At 67.7% G+C, this 21,862-nt stretch carries 11 protein-coding genes; 10 read left to right on the top strand and 1 reads right to left on the bottom strand.

Features of this window, described 5'->3' with window-relative positions; translation table 11 throughout:
* Positions 1-71 precede the first annotated feature (71 nt).
* Together OKQ63_RS03945 and OKQ63_RS03940 are read left to right on the top strand one after the other, a co-directional pair.
* The gene (locus OKQ63_RS03945) at positions 72-1,121 is read left to right on the top strand and encodes a glycosyltransferase family 2 protein (protein WP_264212668.1); all 1,050 of its coding nucleotides are present in this window, start codon (positions 72-74) and stop codon (positions 1,119-1,121) included.
* Positions 1,118-2,068, top strand: coding sequence for a glycosyltransferase family 2 protein (locus OKQ63_RS03940; protein WP_264212667.1), 951 nt, complete (start codon positions 1,118-1,120; stop codon positions 2,066-2,068). The genes OKQ63_RS03945 and OKQ63_RS03940 overlap by 4 nt, the downstream gene beginning before the upstream one ends.
* Before the next feature lie 99 nt (positions 2,069-2,167).
* Here the strand turns inward: OKQ63_RS03940 and OKQ63_RS03935 are convergent, their stop codons facing one another.
* Positions 2,168-2,920 carry a WecB/TagA/CpsF family glycosyltransferase gene (locus tag OKQ63_RS03935; protein WP_264212666.1) on the bottom strand — a complete coding sequence of 251 codons (753 nt, stop codon included), beginning with the start codon at positions 2,918-2,920 and terminating at the stop codon, positions 2,168-2,170.
* A 193-nt stretch (positions 2,921-3,113) separates the two neighbouring features.
* Here OKQ63_RS03935 and OKQ63_RS03930 point away from each other — a divergent pair, with 193 nt between their 5' ends.
* From OKQ63_RS03930 to OKQ63_RS03895, 8 genes are all read left to right on the top strand, one after another.
* Positions 3,114-4,577, top strand: a complete 1,464-nt coding sequence (locus OKQ63_RS03930) for a hypothetical protein (protein ID WP_264212665.1) — start codon at positions 3,114-3,116, stop codon at positions 4,575-4,577.
* A gap of 246 nt (positions 4,578-4,823) precedes the next feature.
* Complete coding sequence (locus OKQ63_RS03925; protein ID WP_264212664.1) at positions 4,824-11,270, top strand: type I polyketide synthase; 6,447 nt, start codon at positions 4,824-4,826, stop codon at positions 11,268-11,270.
* 4 nt (positions 11,271-11,274) lie between these two features.
* On the top strand, positions 11,275-12,291 hold the full coding sequence (locus OKQ63_RS03920; RefSeq protein WP_264212663.1) for a glycosyltransferase family 2 protein: 1,017 nt from the start codon (positions 11,275-11,277) through the stop codon (positions 12,289-12,291).
* Positions 12,288-16,850, top strand: a complete 4,563-nt coding sequence (locus OKQ63_RS03915) for a MupA/Atu3671 family FMN-dependent luciferase-like monooxygenase (RefSeq protein ID WP_264212662.1) — start codon at positions 12,288-12,290, stop codon at positions 16,848-16,850. Before OKQ63_RS03920 ends, OKQ63_RS03915 begins: the two co-directional genes overlap by 4 nt.
* A complete protein-coding gene (locus tag OKQ63_RS03910) occupies positions 16,847-17,536 on the top strand; it encodes a 4'-phosphopantetheinyl transferase family protein (protein WP_264212661.1) in 690 nt (229 codons plus the stop codon). Before OKQ63_RS03915 ends, OKQ63_RS03910 begins: the two co-directional genes overlap by 4 nt.
* On the top strand, positions 17,533-18,471 hold the full coding sequence (locus OKQ63_RS03905; RefSeq protein ID WP_264212660.1) for a hypothetical protein: 939 nt from the start codon (positions 17,533-17,535) through the stop codon (positions 18,469-18,471). The genes OKQ63_RS03910 and OKQ63_RS03905 overlap by 4 nt, the downstream gene beginning before the upstream one ends.
* Complete coding sequence (locus OKQ63_RS03900; RefSeq protein ID WP_264212659.1) at positions 18,468-20,972, top strand: hypothetical protein; 2,505 nt, start codon at positions 18,468-18,470, stop codon at positions 20,970-20,972. The genes OKQ63_RS03905 and OKQ63_RS03900 overlap by 4 nt, the downstream gene beginning before the upstream one ends.
* A complete protein-coding gene (locus tag OKQ63_RS03895) occupies positions 20,969-21,805 on the top strand; it encodes a glycosyltransferase family 2 protein (RefSeq protein WP_264212658.1) in 837 nt (278 codons plus the stop codon). Before OKQ63_RS03900 ends, OKQ63_RS03895 begins: the two co-directional genes overlap by 4 nt.
* Positions 21,806-21,862: the final 57 nt, after the last annotated feature.

Raw genomic sequence — 21,862 nt, 5'->3', positions numbered from 1 at the left:
CGCTTGCGGACGCCGGCAGAAGCCTGCAACTTGGAAAGGAATTGCCAGGCAGGCGCAAGACGGAGCCCCGCGTGCAGAAACCTTTCGCCCAGAGGCTGGCCGCCCGCGCCGGACGCATGGTGCAAGACACCTTGCACAGCGCCAGGTTCCGCGCGTCGCTGCGCCATCTGCACGGGCCCGCGCACCGCTTTGCCGCCCCGGAAGAGGTGGTGCTGATCGCACTGGTGCGCGACGGCGAGTATTACCTCGACGTGTTTTTCGAGCATTACCGCCGCCAGGGTGTCTCTGCTTTCGTGTTCTTCGACAATGGCTCCGCCGACGGCACGGTTGACCGGATCCGGCAGCAGCCGGGCACGGCGGTGCTGCGCTCGACCCTGCCCTGGCTGGCGTTCGAGAACACCTTCCGCGCCTATGCCGCCAGCCGCTATGGCCAGGACCGCTGGTGCCTGTTTGCCGACATGGACGAGCTGTTTGATTTCGAGGGCAGCAAAACGGCCGGGCTGGCCGGGCTGACCCGTTATCTGTCGCTGCAGGGCTATACCGCGTTGCAGGCGCAGATGCTGGAGATGTTTTCCAAAGGCCCCCTTTCCGCAGCCCGGGGGCTGTCCTACGCCGAGGCGGTGACCGGCTTCCGCTACGCGGACATCAGCGCCGTGCGGGCGGTGGACTACAGGTCGCCGGAAACCGGCCTCTCCTATTACCTGCGCCGGAACAGCCTGCCGCCCGGCGGCGCCCGGATGCTGTACGGCGGTGTGCGCGGCAAGGTCTTCGGCGAGCGCTGCTGCCTCAGCAAGCACCCGCTGGTGTTCAATGGACCGGGCGTGCAGGCGGCGGTGCATCCGCATGTGTCCGCAGGCGTGCGGGTGGCGGACACCGAAGGCCTGATCCGCCATTACAAATTTGCCGGCGACAGTCTGGCGCGCGACATGCAGACCCAGGCAGAGGCGGTTTCCGAGCATGGCGAGGACAGGCTGCGCACCGCTGCTCTGACCGCGCAGCCGGGGCTGAGCCTGTGGTCCGAAGATGCCGTGAGAGACATCAGCATTGCCGGCCTTCAGCAGCAGGGATTTCTGCGCCGCTCCCCCGGCTACAGCGCTTTCCTGTCTGGTGCGGGCACATGACCACCCGGTCCATCGCCGCAGTGGTGATCGGCCGCAACGAGGGCGAACGGCTGCTCCGCTGCCTGCGCTCGCTGCAGGGGCAGGTGCAGCAGCTGGTCTATGTGGACAGCGGGTCGGGTGATGGGTCGCCCGAGGCGGCCCGTGCTTTGGGGGCCGAAGTGGTCGAATTGGACCTGGCGCTCCCCTTCACCGCGGCCCGGGCGCGCAATGCCGGGCTGGCGGCGCTGCGGAAAGGCATCGAGTTCGTGCAGTTCGCGGATGGCGATTGCGAAGTGGACCCTGGCTGGATCGCCGCAGCGGCTGCTTTTCTGCAGAGCCATCCCCAGGCGGCCGTGGCCAGCGGAAGGCGCCGGGAGCGGTTTCCGGACGCTTCGGTCTACAACCGGCTGTGCGATGCCGAATGGGACACGCCTGCAGGCGAGGCCAGGGCCTGCGGCGGCGATGCGCTGATGCGGGTCGCCGCCATCTATACCGCGGGCGGCTACCGCGAAACCCTGATCGCCGGCGAGGAGCCCGAACTTTGCCTGCGGCTGCGGCGGGCCGGCTGGCAGATCTGGCGGCTGGAGGCCGAGATGACCCTGCACGATGCACAGATGCTGCGTTTCGGCCAATGGTGGCAACGCAGCCGCCGCGCGGGCCATGCCTTTGCAGAAGGCGCCGCGCTGCACGGGGCCGGGCCAGAGCGCCACTGGGTGGCCGAGACCCGCCGCGCATTGCTTTGGGGCGCGGCGCTGCCGGCGGCCATCGTTCTGGCCTCGCTGGTGCATCCGTTGCTGCTTCTGGCGGCATGCATCTATCCGGCACAGGTTCTGCGCCTGTCGCGCCGCATGGGAAATGAGCAGGCGCTGTTTTCAGTGCTGGGGAAATTTCCCGAAGCCTCCGGAGCACTGGAATTTTACTGGCGCCGCTGGCGCGGCAAGGCGCGCGGCATCCTCGAGTACAAGTAGAGCCTCGAGGGGCTTCGGCCCTCCTGGCCCGCCCCTCCTGGTCCGGAGTGCAAGGCGGGGAACCTGCGATAACAGCACCAGGCAGAGCGGTCCTGGGACTCAACGCATCCGGATGCGCCAGGCTCTGGCCATCTGCCCGGGCAGGATCATCAGGCACTTGGCATAGCGCGGCAGCAGCCGGGCGGGGTTGGACAGCGCCCGCCACAGCCATTCCATCGCCGTTGCCCGCACCCAGGCAGGTGCCCGCTTCTGGTGCCCGCCGAGGAAATCGAGCCCCGCCCCGATCGAGGCAAACCCGGTGCGCGGCGCCAGACGGCGGCCGCGCTGCGCCAGCCGCTCCTGCTTGGGCGCACCGAGCGCCAGGAGACACAAGGCGATGCCGGTCTCCTCCAGCCGGTGCAGGATCCGGTCCGCTTCCTCCCCTTCCGGATCGAACCGGCCCGAGGGGGCGTGGCACCAGGCGATCTCCAGTCCCGGCACTTCTGCCGTCAGTGCCGCCTCGGCATCCAGCAGCGCTTCTTCCGTGCTGCCCGCCAACGCCACCGGCACCCCGGCCTCGGCCGCCAGACGGCACAGCGGCAGCACCATGTCGGACCCCGGCACCAGCTCCACCGGGCGACGGGCAATGCGGGAGAGCCAGACAATCGGGCGCCCGTCCGCGACCACCAGGTCCTGGGCCTGGTATGTGGCCAGAAAGGCGGGCGATTCCGCCAGCTTGACCAAATGATCCAAGTTGACCGTGGCCAGCGCAAATCCTTGGCGGGCTTTGAACCGCGCGCGGATTTCGGCGTCCAGCAGATCACGCCTGGGAATATTCACTGCGACCCGGCGGCCGTGGAATTCAAAATACATGGCCCCCTCCGGCGCTGCCCTGTCCCCTGATACCGCCACCCGCCGCTGCAGGCCAGCGCCAGCAAGCACGCCCCCTCACCACCGTGGCTTCGCTGCACGCCGTTTACCTCTTCTTGCAATTCTGCGGGACAGCCTCGTGCGCAGCGGGTAAACTTTGACATAAATACCGGGGAAGTGAAGGGACACCAGGGCTTTGCCCAATGCTTTGGCCTATCTGATGCTGCTGGCCTGGCCGCTGGCCAGCCTGATCCTGTTCCGGCGCCTGCCGCTGGAACGGGCGATCCTGTGGTGCATCATCGCAGGCTATCTGCTGCTGCCGCCGCTGGCCGAATTCGACCTGCCGCTTGTGCCCGACATGGACAAGTTCGCCATCCCTTCGGTGATGGCCTTCCTGCTGTGCCTGTTTCTGCTGCGCAAGCCGGTGCCGCTGCTGCCGCGGCATCCGGCGGTGCGGCTGCTGACGCTGCTGTTCGTGTTCGGGGTCATCCCTACCGTGCTGACCAATGGCGAGCCGGTCCTGTTCCGAAAGATCGCCAATTCAGATCCGATCATCTTTCTCACCGATCAGCTGCCCGGCTTGCGCTGGCGGGATCTCGGCTCGGTTGTGATCAATCAGGTGATCGTGCTGATGCCCTTTCTGCTGGCGCGCCGCTACCTGTCCACTCCGGAAGCCCAGCGCGAACTGCTGCTGGCGCTGATGATCGGCGGGCTGGCCTATTCCATCCCGTCGCTGATCGAAATCCGGCTCAGCCCGCAGATCAACATCTGGGTCTATGGCTTCTTCCAGCATGACTTCAGCCAGATGATGCGCCAGGGCGGCTTCCGCCCCATCGTGTTTCTGCCGCATGCGCTGTGGCTGGCGTTTTTCATGCTTTCGGCACTGCTGGCCGCCACCGCCCTGGCCCGTGCGTCGTCCCGCGGGCACCGGGTCCGCCTGGCACTGGCGGCGGGTTATCTGTTTGCGGTGCTCGTGCTGTGCAAGAGCCTGGCCTCGCTGGCTTATGCGCTGGCCTTTACGCCGGTGGTGGCGCTGGCGCCCCTGCGCTGGCAGCTGCGGGCGGCGCTGCTGCTGGCGGTGATCGCGGTGGTCTACCCGATGCTGCGCAACACCGGCCTGGTGCCGACCGATGCACTGGTGGCCCAGGCCGAGATGATCAGCACCGAGCGGGCGCAGTCGCTGAATTACCGGTTTGAAAATGAGGCGCAGCTGCTGGCACGCGCTGCTGAGAAGCCCTGGTTCGGCTGGGGCGGCTGGGGCCGCAACCTGGTGCGCCATGAGGAAACCGGCCGGATCCTGTCGATCCCGGACGGCCGCTGGATCATTGTGTTCGGCACTTTCGGCTGGCTGGGCTACATCGCCGAGATGGGGCTGCTGGCGGCACCGCTGGTGCTGCTGGCCCGCGCGGCGCGCCGGGCGCCGAAGGGCAGCGTCCCGCCTTATGCCGCGCCGATTGCGCTGATTCTGGCCGCCACCATGGTCGACATGCTGCTGAACGCAACGCTGATCCCGATTACCTGGATGTGCGCCGGGTCGGTGCTGGGCTATGCCGAGCGATTGCTCTACCCGGACTTGTTCCGCGCCAAACCCGCATTATTTGGCGGTGCGCAGGCGATGCTGCCTGATACCGCCGGGCCAGAGCGGCGCAGCATCCTGTGATGCCGCAATCTTTCCGCTTTTCCGGCTCAATTTGACACAATGCGTCCACAGGCTGGCCCTATGGATTGACGACTGTAAACAGGATGACACCGGCCCGCGGCGCAGATGGGGATCTGGCGCCGCGGAACGGAACAACAGCCGGGGAGAACCCCGGCATCTCAAATCAACCGGTCCGGCGGGCTTATGCCAGTTCTGCAAAGCAGGCGCCGGGCTGTTCTTGAAGGGCCAGTGGGTCAGGTATTGACGATGCAGGATGGGAAACCCGCAGCGGGGGGCGCTGCAGAAAAGACTGCGGCCGCAGATATTGCCATTGTCGGGCTGTCGGTGACGGTGCCGGGCGCGGGCTCGGCCGAGGCGTTCTGGCAGAACCTGCGCGCGGGCATTGAATCGATTGAAGTGCTGGACCGGGAAACCCTGCTGGCGGGTGGCGAGCGGGCATCTGTCCTCGCCGATCCGAACTATGTGCCTGCAGCCGCCCGGCTGCAGGGGTTTGACGAATTCGATGCCGAGTTCTTTGGCTTCAGCCCCAAGGAAGCCGCCATTCTCGACCCGCAGCACCGCAAGTTCCTGGAGGTCGCCTGGGGGGCGATGGAAAACGCGGGCCGCCCGCCCGAGAGCATCAGCGGCCCCATTGGCGTCTATGCCGGCTGCGGCATGGGCAGCTATTTCTATTTCAACATCTGCTCGAACCCCGCCCTGGTCGATGACGTCGGCATGTTCCTGCTGCGCCACACCGGCAACGACAAGGACTTCCTGTCGACCCGCGTCAGCCATGTGTTCGACCTGAAGGGACCATCGGTCAATGTGCAGACCGCCTGCTCCACCTCGCTGGTGGCGGTGCACTACGCCTGCAAGGCCTTGCGTGAGGGCGAATGCGAAATGGCGCTGGCGGGCGGTGTCACCATCGAACTGCCGCAGGGCCGCGGCTACCTCTACAAGGAAAACGAGATCCTCAGCCCGGACGGCCATTGCCACGCCTTCGACCACCGGGCGCAAGGCACGGTCTTCGGCTCCGGCGCCGGCGCGGTGGCGCTGCGGCGGCTGGAGGATGCGGTGGCTGATGGCGACCACATCTGGGCAGTGATCAAGGGCTCGGCGATCAACAACGACGGCGCGGACAAGGCGGGCTATCTGGCGCCGTCGGTCGGCGGCCAGTCGGCGGCGGTGCAAGCCGCGCTGCAGGCCGCAGGCACCCCGGCGGAGACCATCGGCTACGTCGAATGCCACGGCACCGGCACCTATCTGGGCGACCCGATTGAGGTCTCGGCGCTGACCGACGCCTACCGTGCCAGCACGCAGGACAGCGGCTATTGCCGCATCGGTTCGGTCAAGACCAACATCGGCCATCTGGACACGGCGGCGGGCGTCGCCAGCCTGACCAAGACAGCACTGGCGCTGCACCACAAGGAAATCCCGCCCTCGCTGGGATTTGAGGCGCCGAACCCGGCTATTGATTTCGAAACGTCGCCGTTCCGCGTGAATGCGGAGCTGACACCCTGGACACCGCCCAAGGGACCGCGGCGGGCGGGCGTCAACTCATTGGGCGTCGGCGGCACAAATGCCCATGTGATCCTGGAGGAAGCGCCGGAACGTGCAGCCTCCGAAGAAAGCGATTTCCCGTTCCAGGTCCTCTGCGTCTCCGGCCATGGCAAGGCCGCGCTGGACGCCAACACCCAGGCGCTGGCGGACTATCTGCGCGCCAACCCCGGGGCTGATCTGGCTGACGTTGCCTATACGCTGAAAGAAGGCCGCCGCGGCTTTGCCAAACGGCGGGTTCTGGTGGCGGAAACCGCTGACGAAGCCATTGCGCTGATTGAGGAAAACGATCCGCGCAGGGTCTTTACCCACGACCGCCTGGGCGATGCGCCGAAGGTGGTGTTCATGTTCCCCGGCGGCGGTGCGCAATATGCTGGCATGGCGCGCGACCTTTATGAGACCGAGCCGGTCTTTGCCGACTGGATGGACCGCGGGCTGCAGCATCTGCAAAAGAGCCTGGATTACAACATCCGCGCGGTCTGGCTGCCGGAAGACGGCCAAGAAGAGGCGGCCAATGCCAAGCTGCAGCAGCCCTCGGTGCAGCTGCCGCTGATCATGATCGTGGAATACGCGCTGGCGCAGCTGTGGATCAGCTGGGGGGTGAGGCCCGCCGCGCTGGTCGGCCATTCCATGGGCGAAAATACCGCCGCCTGCCTAGCCGGAGTGATGTCCTTTGAGGACTGCATCGACCTGGTGCTGCTGCGCGGACGGCTGTTTGACACAGTGCCCGCAGGCGGCATGCTGTCCATCGCCCTGCCCCTGGCGGAGGTGGAAGCTCTCATCGGCGATGAACTCGACATTGCCAGCGTCAATGCGCCTGCGCTCACCGCGGTGTCCGGCCCGCAGGAGGCGCTGGACCGTCTGTCAGAGCAGCTGACCGCCCGCGAGGTGGAACACCAGCGCATCCCGATCGACATTGCCGCCCACTCCCGGATGCTGGACGGCATCCTGCAGGACTATGGCGATTTCATCCGCTCGCTGCCCCTGTCGGCGCCGACCCTGCCGGTGATCTCCAACCGCACCGGCGCGCCGCTGACCGCCGATCAGGCCGCCAGCGCCGACTACTGGGTGGAACAGCTGCGCAACACCGTGCGCTACGCCGATTGCATCGAAACGCTCGCCAGGACTCCGAACCGCGTGTTCCTGGAGGTGGGTCCCGGCAAGGCATTGAGCGCGCTGGCGCAGATGTCGCCTGCCGTGCAGCCGGGCCAGGTGCTCAGCTCCCTGCGCCATCCGGACCAGCAGGTGATGGACGACAGCTATTTCTTCGGCGTCATCGGCCGGCTCTGGGCCTGCGGGGTCGAGGCCGACTGGCCGCAGATCTGGGGCGGGGCGCGCCGCAACCGGCTGCCGCTGCCCGGCTACGCCTTCCAGCGCAGCCGCTATTTCATCGAACCGGGCCAGCCCGCGGTCCGGGAAGAGGCTGACGCCCCGGCCCGGCACGAAGACCTGACGGACTGGGGCTACCGCCCCGCCTGGCGCCCGCGGCTGGCCGATTGCAGCCTCGACGTGGAACAGGATCTGGACCAGGAACTCCATAACTGGCTGATCTTCGAGGACGAGACCGGCCACGCCGCCCGCGCGGCAGACCGGCTGGAGGCCGCAGGCCATACCGTTGCCCGGGTGCGGGCAGGCGACACCTATGCGCAGCTGGCGCCAGGCTCCTACATGCTGCCGCCGGAGCAGGGCCGCGCCGCCTATGGCGCGCTGCTGGCGGATCTGGCGGCGGCTGGGCTGCTGCCGGACCGGATCGCCCATTTCTGGCTGGTGACAGAGGGCGAGAGCTTCCGCCCCGGTTCCTCCTTCTTCGACCGCAATCTGGAGACGGGCTTTCACTCCCTGACTGCCTTGGCGCAGGAGCTGGGCAATGCCGGTCTGCCCGGCCCGGTGCACATTACTGTCTTCACCACCGGTGCCGCGCAGGTGCGGGACGAAGCGCTGCCCTACCCGGAAAAGGCGATGATCGCAGGCCCCGCCGGGGTGATCCCGCGGGAGCTGCCCGGCCTCAGCTGCGCCACCGTGGACATCGAACTGCCGCAACAGCCGCAGGGCCTGTTTGCCCGGCGAAAACCGGCGCAAACAGACATCACCCCCCGCCTGCTGGAAGAACTCATGGCGGAACCGGCCAATGCCACTGCCGCCTGGCGCGGGGAAAAACGCTTTGAGCTCGGCTGGCGCCCGCAGCCCCTGCCCGCGCCGGAAACGCCGGTGTTCAAGCAGGGCGGCCACTACCTGATCACCGGCGGATACGGCGGCATCGGCCTGACCATCGCGGGTTACCTGATGCGCGAATACGGCGCCAAGATCTCGCTGATCTCGCGCGAAGGGCTGCCGCCGCGCACCGACTGGGCGCGTTGCCTGCGCAGCCAAAGCCCGGCCAGCCGGACCGCCCGGCGCATCCGCGCGGTAATGGCTTTGGAGGAAGCCGGCAGCGGTGCCGTGCTGCCGCTGGCCGCCGATGTCTGCCACGCCGGCGAACTGCGCAGCGCCAGGGAACAGGCCGAGACGCAAAACGGCCCGCTCACCGGCGTCCTGCACGGTGCAGGCGTCATCAGCGATGGCCCGCTGCTGGCCAAGGACGAGGCCCAGATCGCCCGGGTCCTGGCCCCCAAGGTCAGCGGGCTACGGGCGCTCGACGCGGTGTTCCCGGACGGCAGCCTGGAACTGATGGTGCTGTTTTCCTCCTCCTCCACGGCGGCCCGGCCCGCAGGCCAGGTGGATTACATTGCCGCCAATGAATACCTCAACGCCTGGGCCAGGCACCGTGCAGGCGGGCAGACCCGCGTCATCTCAGTGGACTGGGGCGTCTGGGCGGACACCGGGATGGCCGCCGACGCCATGAGCGCCCGCACCAGCGCCGCGGACGCCAGCGCGCCGGAGCCCTGCCCGCAGCCGCTGCTGCAGCAACGCGCCTTTGACGCCGGCGGCAACCCCGTCTTCACCCCCCGCTTCAGCACCGCCGATTGGCTGCTGGACGAGCACCGCACTGCAGACGGCACGGCCCTGGTGCCCGGCACAGGCTACATAGAAATGGCCGCCGAAGCATTGGCCGCGGCCGGCATTGACGCGCCGTTCGAAATCCGCGACCTTTATTTTTTGCGCCCTATGATTGTGCAAGAGGGCAGCCCCAAGACCGTTCAGGTTAATCTAGAAGCTAACGAAAATGGTTATGAACTGTTTGTTTACGCGGCGTGTACAAATGGTTACTCTCTGAATTGTCAGGCAATGCTGGCCTCAGCGGCGGCGGCAGAACGCCCCGCCGCACTCAACCTCCAGAAGATTTTCACCCGATGCCCGGAGGAGCAGGCGCCAATCGGCGGGCGCCTGCGATCCCCGCAGGAGGCGCACCTGCGCTTCGGCCCGCGCTGGCATGTGCTGGAGCGCGCGGCACTGGGGGATGGCGAAGGGCTGGCTTGTCTTTCGCTGCCCGGCGCTGCGGCGCGGGACGGCACCCTGCTGCATCCCGGACTGATGGACCTGGCCACCGGCTGGGCGGTGAACCTGATCCCCGGGTATCAGGCGGATGCCCTCTGGGTGCCGGTGTCCTACAGCTCCATCCTGGTATTTGCGCCGCTGCCCCCGAAGATCTGCAGCCACGTGCGGCTGGCCGGGACGCCGGACGGCAGATCCGCAGCCTTCGACGTGACCCTGACTGATCACGAAGGCACCGTGCTGGCCGAAATCGAAGGCTTCAGGATGCAGCGCCTGGCCGCCGGCTTTGACGTCTCTGCCCGTGCCGCAGAGCCCGGCGCCAGCGCCGCGCAGCCGGGATTGCAGCCCGCCCGCGCTGCACAGCCCTTGTCGCCCGAGGAACGCCGCCTGCAGCTGAACATCTCCAATGGCATCAGGGCCAGTGAAGGCGGCGAGGCCTTGGCCCGGGCGCTGGCCGCCGGCTTGCCGCAGGTGGTGGTCTCCTCGCTCGACCTTCCTGCGCTGATTGCCCAGGCCGCGCAATCCGCCGCCCCCGCCGCGGGTGAGGTCCAGACCTTTGAGCGCCCGCAGCTTGACACCGATTACATCGCCCCCCGCAACCCGGTGGAAGAGGATCTGGCCCAGCTTTTTGCCTCCCTCCTGGGGGTGTCACAGGTGGGCATCGAGGACAGTTTCTTTGACCTTGGCGGCCACTCGCTGATTGCCGTACGGCTGTTTGCCCAGGTGAAACGCAGCTTTGGAGTGGAATTCCCGATGTCGGTGCTGTTCGAGGCACCCAGCGTCGCGGCACTGGCGGAGCGGATCATCGAGCGCACCGGCGGCGGGACCGCCGCGGAGCCGGGCGGCGCGCCCGCAGCGCTGCAGGAGACACCGCACTACCGCCACCTGGTGCAGCTGCATCCGGGCGACGGCACCGGGCGGCGGCCGTTCTTCCTGGTCGCCGGCATGTTCGGGAATGTGCTGAACCTGCGCCACCTGGCGCTGCTCCTTGGCGAGGACCGCCCGGTTTTCGGCCTGCAGGCCAAGGGGCTGGTCGGCGGCGAAGCCCCGCACATTTCGCTGGTGGACGCTGCGCGTGACTACCTCCGGGAGGTGCGCCAGGTGCAGCCACAGGGCCCCTACTTGCTGGGCGGCTATTCCGGCGGCGGCATCACCGCCTATGAGATGGCGCAGCAACTGAAAGACACCGGCGCGGACACCGCGGTGGTCGCCATGCTCGACACGCCGCTGCCCCTGCGCCCGGAGCTAAGCCGGAAAGACAAGGCGCTGATCAAGATGCGCCAGTTCCAGGAACGCGGTCCCGCCTTCCTGGGGGAATGGGCCAGAACCCGCATCGCCTGGGAGGTCGCGCGGCGCAAGGCACCGCCACCCGCACCGGGCAAGGCCGAATTTGACAATATGAAGATGGAGGCCGCTTTCCGCACAGCGATCGGTGCCTATGAAATCCGGCCCTGGGACGGTTCCGTTGTACTGTTCCGGCCGCCGCTCGACCAGCGCTGGCGGGTCTCGGGCGGGCAGTGGGTCAGCACCGCCCGGGAGTATGTCCATGCCGACAACGACTGGTGCAAATGGGCGCCTGACACACGCGTGTTAGAGGTGCCGGGCGATCACAACAGCATGGTGCTGGTGCCCAATGTGGCGGTGCTGGCCCAGCAGCTGAAATCGGTTCTCGACGCCGCCGACGCCACTGCCGCACCGCACCGCTACGCCGAAGCCGCAGAGTGACCCCATGAAAGACCAGCGCATCCTCGCCATCCTTCTCAACTTCCGCACGCCGGAGATGACTCTGCAGACCGCCGAGGCGGCCCTGCGCGAAATGGAGGAGCTGCCGGGCGGGCTGCTGATCATCGACAACGGATCGGGCGACGGCTCCTTTGACCGCATCCGCGCACAAGCGGAAGCCCGCGGCTGGCTGGACAGCGGCCGGCTGCAGCTGCTGGCCTCCCCTGTCAACGGCGGCTTTGGTGCCGGCATGAACATCGGCATCAAGGCCGGGCTGCCGGACGGCAGCGCGCCGGATTTCTACTATCTCCTGAACTCCGACGCCTTTGTGCAGGGCAGGACCATCCGCTCCTTGCGCGATTTTCTGCAGGAACGCCCCGGCGCCGGCCTGGCCGGTTCCTACGTGCGTGGAATGGACGGGGAGCCGCACCGCACCGCCTTCCGCTTCCCCTCCATCGCGGCGGAGTTCGAGGCCAGCGTGCGCACCGGCATCTTCACCCGGCTGCTGAAGCACTGGGTGGTCGCCATGGACATGCCGCAGAACGAGCAGCAGGTCGACTGGACTGCCGGTGCCAGCCTGATGATCCGCCGCGAGGTGATCGAAGCGGTGGGCGGCTTTGACGAGTCCTTCTTTCTCTACTTCGAGGAAACCGACCTCTGCCGCCGCGCTGCCCGCGCCGGCTGGCGCACCCATTACGTGCCGTCCAGCGAGGTGGCGCATGTGGGGTCCGCTTCGACCGGCATGAAGACCTGGGACCGCACGCCCCGGTACTGGTTCGACTCGCGGCTGCATTACTTCGTGAAACACCACGGCCGCGCCTATGCCGCGGCCGCCACGCTGGCGCGCATCGCAGGCAGCCTGATCTACGGGCTGCGCCGCCTGATTTCTGACAAGCCGCAGGCTGATCCGCCGCATTTTCTGCGCGACCTGATCCTGCACGGCCTGCGCGCCGCAGCCGCGCCCCGCCGCAAACCGTCCCTGGAAACGCGCCCCCTCTCTCCGCAAGCGAAGGAGCAGAAATGATCCCTTTTTCCTGTGCCCTGATTGGCAGTGAATCCCTCCTGATCGGCTGCGCCGAGGCTTTGCTGGCACGCGGCCACCAGATCCGGGCGGTGGTCTCGCAAGACACCGATATCCGCACCTGGGCCGCGGACAAGGGCCTGCTTCTGCTGGACCACCAGCGCGATCTGCCGGACGGGTTCGACTGGCTTCTGTCCATCGCCAACCTGACGGTGATCCCGGATCAGGTGCTGGCGCGCGCCGCCAAGGGCGCGGTGAACTTCCACGACGGCCCGCTGCCCGCCTATGCGGGCCTCAACACACCGAACTGGGCGCTGATCCACGGCGAGGCGCAGCACGGCATCACCTGGCACCTGATCGAAGGCGGCGTTGACGAGGGCGATATCCTGGCCCAGCGGATGTTCGATGTGGCAGGGGATGAGACCGCCTTCAGCCTCAATTCCAAATGCTACGCCGCGGCGATGGACAGCTTTGGCGAGGTGATGGCGCAGCTGGAAACCGGCACCCTGAACCGCCTGCCGCAGGACCTGAGCCAGCGCCGCGTGTTTGCCAAATCCGACCGCCCCGCCGCTGGCGGAGTGCTGGATTTCTCCCGCCCTGCCGCCGAGCTGGCCCGTCTGGTCCGCGCCTTGGATACCGGTGGGTACTGGAACCCGATGTGCGCTGCCAAACTGCGGATTGGAGAGCGCGTGGTTCTGACCGGCGCCGCCGGCTTGGCCGAAGGCTCCGGCGCCCCTGGAACGGTGCTTGGCGTCCGCAAAGACAGCGTGACAATTGCCGCCGCGGACGGTGCGCTGACGCTTGCGCGGCTGACCACGCCTGCCGGAAAACAGCTGGACGCCGCGGCCCTGTTCAAAGCCGGGGACATGCTGCCTGTGCTGCCTGCCGAGGACGCCCGGACGCTCACTGCGCGGATGGCTGCCACCCAAGGCGGCGAGAGCCATTGGCGCAAGGCGCTGGCCGCGATGCAGCCGGTGCAGCTGCCGCTGGCCGCTGACACGGGCGGCACCGGGTCCGCCCGCCGGGAAATTACCCTGCCGGAGGGTCTTGGCGAGGCACAGGCCGCTGCCGGGGTGCTGGCCTGGGCGCTGCTCGGCAGCGGCCAGGACGCTGCCGATGTGGCGCTCTCCGCTGGCGGCATGAACGCGCTGCCAGGGTTTGTCTCCCCTTGGGTGCCGCTCCAGGCCCGGCGCCAGGAGACTGCGGAAGACCTCCTGGCGCGCACCGCCCAGGGCATTGAAAATGCACGCAGATACGGCGGGTTTGCCGAGGATCTGACGGCCCGGGCGCCGGAGATTTCCGCGCAGCCCCAGCCCGCAGTGGGCCTTGCACTCGGCAAGGATGCGCCGGTGGCAGGCTGCGCCGCCACCGTCACCTTCACCGCCGGCACAATGGCGCTGCACACGGACAATGCCCGGTTGGATGCCAGGGCCGCAGGGCTGCTCGCCGCGCGGCTGGAGCAGGTGCTGGGCGCCATTGACGGTGACGGCAGTCTGCCGGTCTCTGCCCTGCCGATCCTGCCCGAAGCGGAACGCAGGATGCTGCTGGAGGATTGGAACCAGACCGCCGCGGACTTCCCCGCGGACCTGACCATCCACGCCGCCTTTGAGGCGCAGGCCGCCAGGACCCCGGACGCCACGGCACTGGTGTTCGAGAACCAGAGCTTTACCTACGCCGAGGTCAACGCCCGCGCCAATGCGGTTGCCAGGCGCCTGCGTGAAATGGGCGTGAAACCGGGCGTGCATGCGGGCATCCATATCCGCCGCGCGCCGGAGCTGGTCTTTGCTGCCCTGGCGGTGATGAAGGCCGGCGGCGCCTATGTGCCGCTGGACCCCGCCTATCCGGCGGACCGGATCGCGCATTACATTCGCGACAGCCAGGCGCAGGTGATCGTGACGCAAGGCGCGCTGGCCGGCAGCCTGCCGGCATCGGATGCGCAAGTGCTTGAGATTGAGAGTGTTTCCGCCGCAGACACAGACGCCATCGACGGCGGAGCCACAGGCCGGGACCTGGCCTATCTGATCTACACCTCCGGCTCCACCGGCCTGCCCAAGGGGGTGATGGTCACCCATGCCAATGTGTCGAACTTCTTCACCGGCATGGACCAGCGCATCCCGCATCAGCCCGGCGATGCCTGGCTGGCAGTCACCAGCCTCAGCTTTGACATCTCGGTGCTGGAGCTGTTCTGGACGCTCACGCGCGGTTTCAAGCTGGTCTTGTCGAGCGACGAAAGCCGGCTGGAACTGTCCAAGGGACCGGTGGCGCTCAGCGGCCGCAAGATGGACTTCAACCTGTTCTACTGGGGCAATGACGACGGACCGGGGCCGCAGAAATACCATCTGCTGCTGGAGGGCGCCAAGTTTGCCGACAGCCACGGCTTCAATGCGGTCTGGACGCCGGAACGGCACTTCCACGCGTTCGGCGGCCCCTATCCGAACCCGTCGGTGACCGGGGCCGCAGTGGCGGCGGTGACGCAGAATATCGGGGTGCGCTCGGGGTCCTGCGTGGCGCCCTTGCACCACCCGGCGCGGATTGCCGAGGAATGGGCGGTGATCGACAACCTGACCGCCGGGCGCGCAGGCATCGGTTTTGCCTCCGGCTGGCAGCCGGACGATTTCATCCTGCGGCCTGAAAACACCCCGCCCGCCAACAAACCCGCGCTGTTCGAAACCATCGAAACCGTGCGCAAGCTCTGGCGCGGCGAGGCAGTCGCCTTCCCGCGCAAGGATGGCGGCGAGCATAGTGTTCTTACGCAGCCCCGCCCGGTCTCCAAGGAGCTGCCGGTCTGGGTCACCACGGCGGGCAACCCGGAAACCTGGCGCGAGGCCGGGGCGATTGGGGCAAACGTGCTGACCCATCTTCTGGGCCAGAGCATTGACGAGGTGGCGGGCAAGATCCGCATCTACCATGATGCCCTGCGCGCAGCGGGCCATGACCCGGCGGCGTTCAAGGTCACCCTGATGCTGCACAGCTATCTGGCAAAGACCCGCGAGGAGGCCCGCAAGGTCGCGCGCGAGCCGATGAAGGACTACCTGCGCTCCGCCGCCGGGCTGATCAAGCAATACGCCTGGGCCTTCCCCGCCTTCAAGAAACCCGAAGGTGTCAAAAACCCGTTTGAGATGGACCTCGGGATGTTGTCGGAGGAAGAGCTGGAAGCGATCCTCGACTTCGCCTTTGAACGCTATTTCGAGGAGTCCGGCCTGTTCGGCACCATTCCGGACGCCTGCCAGCGGGTGGAGCAGCTGAAGCGCATCGGGGTGGATGAGATTGCCTGTCTGATCGACTATGGCATCGCGCCTGACGTGGTGCTTGAAGGGCTGAAGCCGCTGGCCGAAGTGCTGCGCCTGTCGAACGCGCCGCAGGAGCTGGCGGCGGATGACTTCTCGCTGGCGGCGCAGATCGTGCGGCATGGGGTGACCCACATGCAATGCACGCCATCGATGGCGCGGATGATTGCGGCCGATGAAAACGCCAGCGCCTGTCTGGGCCGGCTGCAGCATCTGCTGGTGGGGGGCGAGGCACTGCCCGGGGATCTGGTGCAGGCCTTGCAGGGCGCGACAGGGGCGGAGCTGCACAACATGTACGGTCCGACCGAGACCACGATCTGGTCAACGGTGGAGAAAATCACCTCTGTCCCCGCGGGGACAGCCGGGATCGGCTCGCCGGTTGCCAACACGCAAGTTTACGTGCTGGACGAAAAACAAGCGCCTGTCCCCGCGGGGACTCCCGGCGAGTTGCACATCGGCGGAGCGGGCGTCACGACAGGGTATTGGCAGCGGGAAGAGCTGACTTCTGAACGGTTTGTAAACGCACCGTTCGCTGAGGGCCGCCTTTACCGCACCGGCGATCTGGTGCGCTGGACAGCGGCAGGCACGCTTGCCTTCCTGGGCCGCACCGACCACCAGGTGAAGATCCGCGGCCAGCGGATCGAGCTGGGGGAGATCGAAGCCGCCATGGCCGCCTACCCCGGTGTGACCGGCGCAGTGGCGGTGCCGCGCGGCGACAGCGGGGCGGAACAGCTGGCCGGCTATATCACCGCCTCCGCGCCGGTGTCCGAAGACGCGCTGAAACAGGCGCTGGCCGGCAAACTGGCGGAAGTGATGGTGCCCGCCCACATCGTCACGCTGGAGGCTTTCCCGCTGACGCCGAACAAGAAAATCGACCGCAAGGCGCTGCCTGATCCGCAGCCCGCCCGCACCGAGGCTGCCTCGGCTGCCCCGCTTGCGGACGGCGCGCAGGCGCGGATCGCCACGGTCTGGAGCCGCATCCTGGGCGTCAGCGGCATCGGGGCGCAGGACAACTTCTTTGCCCTTGGCGGCCATTCGCTGCTGGCGGTGCAGGCGCACCGGGAGCTGCGGCAGGAACTGAACACCGCGAAGCTGTCGATCACCGATATCTTCCGCTTCCCGACGCTGGCCGGGCTGGCGGCGCATATCGAGGGGCTTGCAGGCACCCCGGCAAATGCGGAACAACAGCCTCAGGACACCGCAGGGCCGGACCGCGCCGACACCATGTCGAAGCGCCGGGCCATGCGGGCAAACCGCAGGGCAAAGGCCGGATGACCGAAGATAACAGCAAACTTGCCGAGCGGCTGGCCCTGGTCCGGCCGCTTTTTGCCGCCGATGCGGCCTTGGCCGGGGCGGACCCGCTGGGCAGCCCGCCGGCCCCCTTGGCGGCCGAGGCCGCAGGGTTGTCGCCCAATGCGGTTGAGAAGCGGCGCAACGAATTTGCCGCAGGCAGGGCCGCGGTGCATCAGGCAATGCGGCAGCTGGGGCTGCCCCCTGCCCCGGTGCAGGTCGGCAGCGACCGCGCACCGGTCTGGCCGGAGGGGCTGGTCGGCTCCATCACCCACACCAAAAGCTGCGCCATGGCGGTGCTGGCCCGGGCTGGCGAGGTGCAGGGCCTGGGGATCGACCTGGAGGAAGACACGCCCCTGAAGGACGAGCTGCTGCCCGCGATCTGTTCGGAGCGCGAACAGGCCTGGCTGCGGCGGCAGGACAATCCCGGGCAGATGGCCAAAGTGGTCTTTTCCGCCAAGGAAGCCGCCTACAAAGCCCAGTACACGCTGAGCCGGGCGTTTTACGGCTTCGACGGGATGGAGCTGGAATTCGACCTGGCGGCAGGCGCCTACCAGGCCTTTTTCACTGCCGACCGGCCGCCGTTTGCGCGCGGCGAGGCGGTTGGCGGGCGGTTTGCGGTTGGCGCCGGGCTGATCATCACCACGGCGGAAATCCGGGGGCGCGGATGATGGGGCGCCGCGGGTTTCTGGCCCTGGGCGCGGCAGCCGCAACGCTGGGGCTGATGGTGTTTGCAACCCGCGGCCGTTCTGTGCCGGTGCCGCCTCCCCTGACCCGGCCCGAAGGCCCGCTGAAAGTGTTTCATCTCGGCCATTCGCTGGTCGGCCCGGACATGCCGCATATGCTGGCGCAGCTGGCGCCGGCAGGGCACGGCTACAACAGCCAGCTTGGCTCGGGCACGCCATTGCGGGCGCACTGGGAGCCGGAGGAAGAGATCCTCGACTTCGGCATTGCCAACCAGCCGCCCGCCTTCCGCGATGCGAAAGAAGCCGTCGGCTCCGGCGAGTATGATGCCGTGGTGCTGACGGAAATGGTCGAACTGCGCGACGCCGTCCGCTATTTCGGCTCGGCTGAATACCTTGGGAAATGGGCAGGCCTGGCCCGTTCGGCCTCCACGGCGGCACGGATCTATCTCTACGAAACCTGGCATTGGATCGATGACCCGGATGGCTGGCTGAACCGGGTCGACGCGGACCTGGAGGATCTCTGGGTGGGCAAGGTGCTGGCGCCGCACAGCCGCCGTGACCCGGACAGCCCGGTCTATCTGATTCCCGGCGGCCAGGCGATGGCGGCGGTGGCGCGGGCGGGAGCGCGCGGTGAAATCGAAGGCGTCACCAAGCCCGCGCATCTGTTCGGGCGGGCGCCGGACGGCAGTCAGGATCCGATCCATTTCAACGATCTGGGGGCATATGTGGTGGCGCTGACCCATTACGCGGTGCTCTACCAGCGCCCGCCTCTGGGCTTGCCGCACCAACTGACCCGCACCGATGGCAGCCCGGCAGAGGCGTTCAGCGCCGAAGCCGCAGCCGCGGTGCAGCGGATCGTCTGGCACGTGGTGCGCGCCCTGCCCCGCACCGGATTGCCTGCGGCTGGAGAAACGGGATGAATTTGGAGACGCTGATCACCTCGGTTGTGATGATCGGCCATTCGCTGTTCGGGCCGGACAATCCGCAGATGCTGGAGCAGTTGCTGGATACCCGCGCAGAAGCCACCGTCGAAGCGCAGATCATCAATGGCGCGCCGCTCAGCTACAACTGGCAGCACAGCAGCACCGCCGAGGGTGCCGATTCACGTGAAAGGCTTCGCCGCCCGGCCGATGCGGTGATCGTGACCGAGGCCATTCCGCTGGCCAACCACCTGAAATGGAGCGGCACCGAAGACGCCGTCACCCGGTTTTATGAGCTGGCCCGGGCGGCAAACCCGGATGTGGACTTCTACCTGCAGGAAACCTGGCACAGCCTGAACAGCGGCACCGGCGCCGCAGTGCCCTTTGACGACGGCGCGGATGTGCCCTGGCGGCAGCGGCTGGAGCAGGATCTGCCGCGCTGGCAGGCGGTGGTGGAGGCGGTCAATGCCGCAACCGGCGGCACCGTGAAACTGCTGCCCGCCGGCCAGGCGATGGCACGGCTGGACGATGCGATCCAGGCAGGCACGATGCCGGGCCTTGGCAGTATCGCCGATGTGTTTGCCGACGACATTCACCCCAACGCCACCGGCTTCTACTTTCTGGCGCTGCTGCAATATGCGGTGCTGACCGGGGAGGACCCTGCGGGTCTGCCGCACCGGCTGAGCGGCCGCTGGGGCTCGCCCTATCCCGCGCCTTCGCCCGAACTGGCCGCGCGGCTGCAGGACATCGCCTGGGCGGCGGCACAGGGTTCCGCCGTGCGCTCGGCGGCGCTGCCGGAGGACCCGGCGGCACTGCCGCAGGAACCGGCCTTGCCCGTGCTCAACGCCGCGTTGCTGGATGACCCGCCGGTTCCGGCGGAGAAACCCGCCCGCCAGCCCATTGCCATCAATCTGGCGGCTATTGCGGATTGGAGCAGCCAGGCGCCGTTCCTCGACCATTTCAAATCCGCGCGGCCCTGGATCGGCCACCTTCCCAAACGCTGGGGCGGCGCGGATCATGGCGATCTGCTGGCGGCGGGCTATCTGGACCCGGACGGCTGGCCCACCGCAATCCCGCCGGAGCTGGGCTCGATCGGCACGGTGATCCTGACCGACCTGCCGGAGGAGGCTGTTTCCCTCAGCGGCCGCTATGTGCTGCGGTTTGAGGGCCAGGGCATTGTCGAAGTCTCGGGCCGCGCCAGCAACGTCCGCTATGGCAAGGGCGAGGTGCGGTTTGATTACACTCCCGGCCCCGGTCCGGTGGAGATCCGCATCCAGCGCATGGGCCGGGATGGAAACTACGTCCGCAACATCACCGTGGTGAAGGAAGAGCATCTGGCGGCGTTTGAAAACGGCGCCCTGTTCAACCCGCTGTGGCTGCAGCGGCTGGACGGGTTTGCCGCGCTGCGGTTCATGGACTGGATGGCCACCAATGACTCAACCCAAACCGGGTGGGAGGACCGCCCCCTGCCCCAGGACTACACCTGGGCGCTGAAGGGCGTGCCGGCCGAAGTGATGCTGGCACTGGCCAACACGCTGGGCGCCGATCCCTGGTTCAGCATGCCGCATATGGCGGATGACAGCTTTGTCCGCCAGTTCGCCCGGCTGGCGGAGCGCGGACTGGACGAGGATCTGCGCGCCTATGTGGAATATTCCAACGAGGTCTGGAACTGGCAGTTCCAGCAGGCTGCCTGGGCCGACGCCCAGGCGCAGGCGCACTGGGGCGGCGAGGGCCTGTGGATGCAGTTCTACGGCGGCCGCGCCGCGGAGATCGCGCAGATCTGGACCGGTGTCTTTGGCGAGGACAGCGGACGGCTGGTGCGGGTGGTCTCCTCGCAGACCGGCTGGCTGGGGCTGGAGGAGCAGGTGCTGGCGGCGCCGCTGTGGAAGGCGGAGCAGCCGGACCGCCAGGTGCCCGCGGCCTATTTCGACGCTTATGCGGTAACGGGTTACTTCGGCGGCATTCTGGGGCTGAAGGACCGCACCGGACAGGTCCGTTCCTGGATTGCCGACAGCCGGGATCAGGCCCGGGCAGTTGCAGCCGAACGCGGGCTGAGCGGCGCCGCGGCGGCGGAATTCCTCGAAAGGCACCAGTATGATGCCGCAAGCGCCCAGGCAGGCGCCGAGCTGCGCGACGGGCTGATTTCGGGCGACAGCGCCGACACGCTGGCGGATCTGCTGGGCCGGGTGCTGCCCTATCATGCAAGCGTCGCGCGACAGCACGGGCTGGAACTGATCATGTATGAGGGCGGCAGCCATGTGGTCGGGATCGGGCCGATGGTGGAGGACGGCGCGCTCACCGGCTTCTTCACCCATTTCAACTATACGCCCGAGATGGGCGCGCTCTACCGCGAGCTGCTGGCGGGCTGGGCCGCCCTGGGCGGGTCTCTGTTCACGGCTTATGCGGATGTTGGCGTGCCCGGGAAATGGGGCAGCTGGGGCGCCCTGCGGACCTTAAGCGACGGCAACCCGCGCTGGGACGCGCTGGAGGCGGTGAAATGACCCCGCGCGTCTCGGTACTGATCCCGGCCCACAACGAGGCCAGGTACATTGCGGAGTGTCTCCGGGCGGTCTTCGCGTCGGCGCCGCTGCCCGCAGGCGTGACTGCTGAGGTTCTGGTGCTGGCCAACGGCTGTTCGGACGGGACAGCTTCGCTGGCCCGGGCATCCGAGCCGCCGCCCGGCTGGCCGCTGCGGGTGCTGGAGCAACCGGAGGGCGGCAAACTGCGGGCGCTGACTGCAGGCGATGCCGCCGCCCGGGGAGAGATCCTGATCTATCTGGACGCCGATGTGCGGGTCTCGCCCGCGCTGATCCCGCAGCTGGCCGAGGCCCTGGCGGGGAAGGCGCCGCGCTATGCCAGCGGCCGCCCGCAGGTGGCGCCCGCCCGCAGCGCGGTGACCCGCGCCTATGCCAGGCTCTGGATGCGGCTGCCGTTCTTCACCCGCGGCGTGCCCGGGTTCGGCGTCTTCGCCATGAACCGCGCCGGGCGGCAGCGCTGGGGAAGCTGGCCGGATATTATCGCTGATGACACCTTTGCCCGGCTGAATTTCACTCCGGAGGAGCGGGTGCAAGTGGCAGCGGAATACAGCTGGCCGATGGTGGAAGGAGCCCGCAACCTGGTGCGGGTGCGGCGGCGGCAGAATGCCGGGGTGGCGGAAGTCGCCGCCAAGTTCCCTCAGCTGCTGAGAAATGACGACAAGCTGCCGCCGGCCAAACGGACGGTTCTGAGCCTGCTGCTGGCGGATCCAGCCGGGTTTCTTGCCTATGCCCTGGTTGCCCTGGCGGTCAAATCCCCGCTCTTTGCCTCCCGGTCCCGCTGGACCCGCGGCCGCTGACAGCTTCCCGCAAAACGTGGCGCTCCCGCGCCCGCAGGATGCCCTGGCTGCGCCAGC

The organism is Leisingera thetidis (assembly GCF_025857195.1).
GTDB classification, from domain to species: domain Bacteria; phylum Pseudomonadota; class Alphaproteobacteria; order Rhodobacterales; family Rhodobacteraceae; genus Leisingera; species Leisingera thetidis.
Note: the sequence above shows the minus strand (reverse complement) of the source record. Positions and strands in the feature narration are given on the sequence as shown.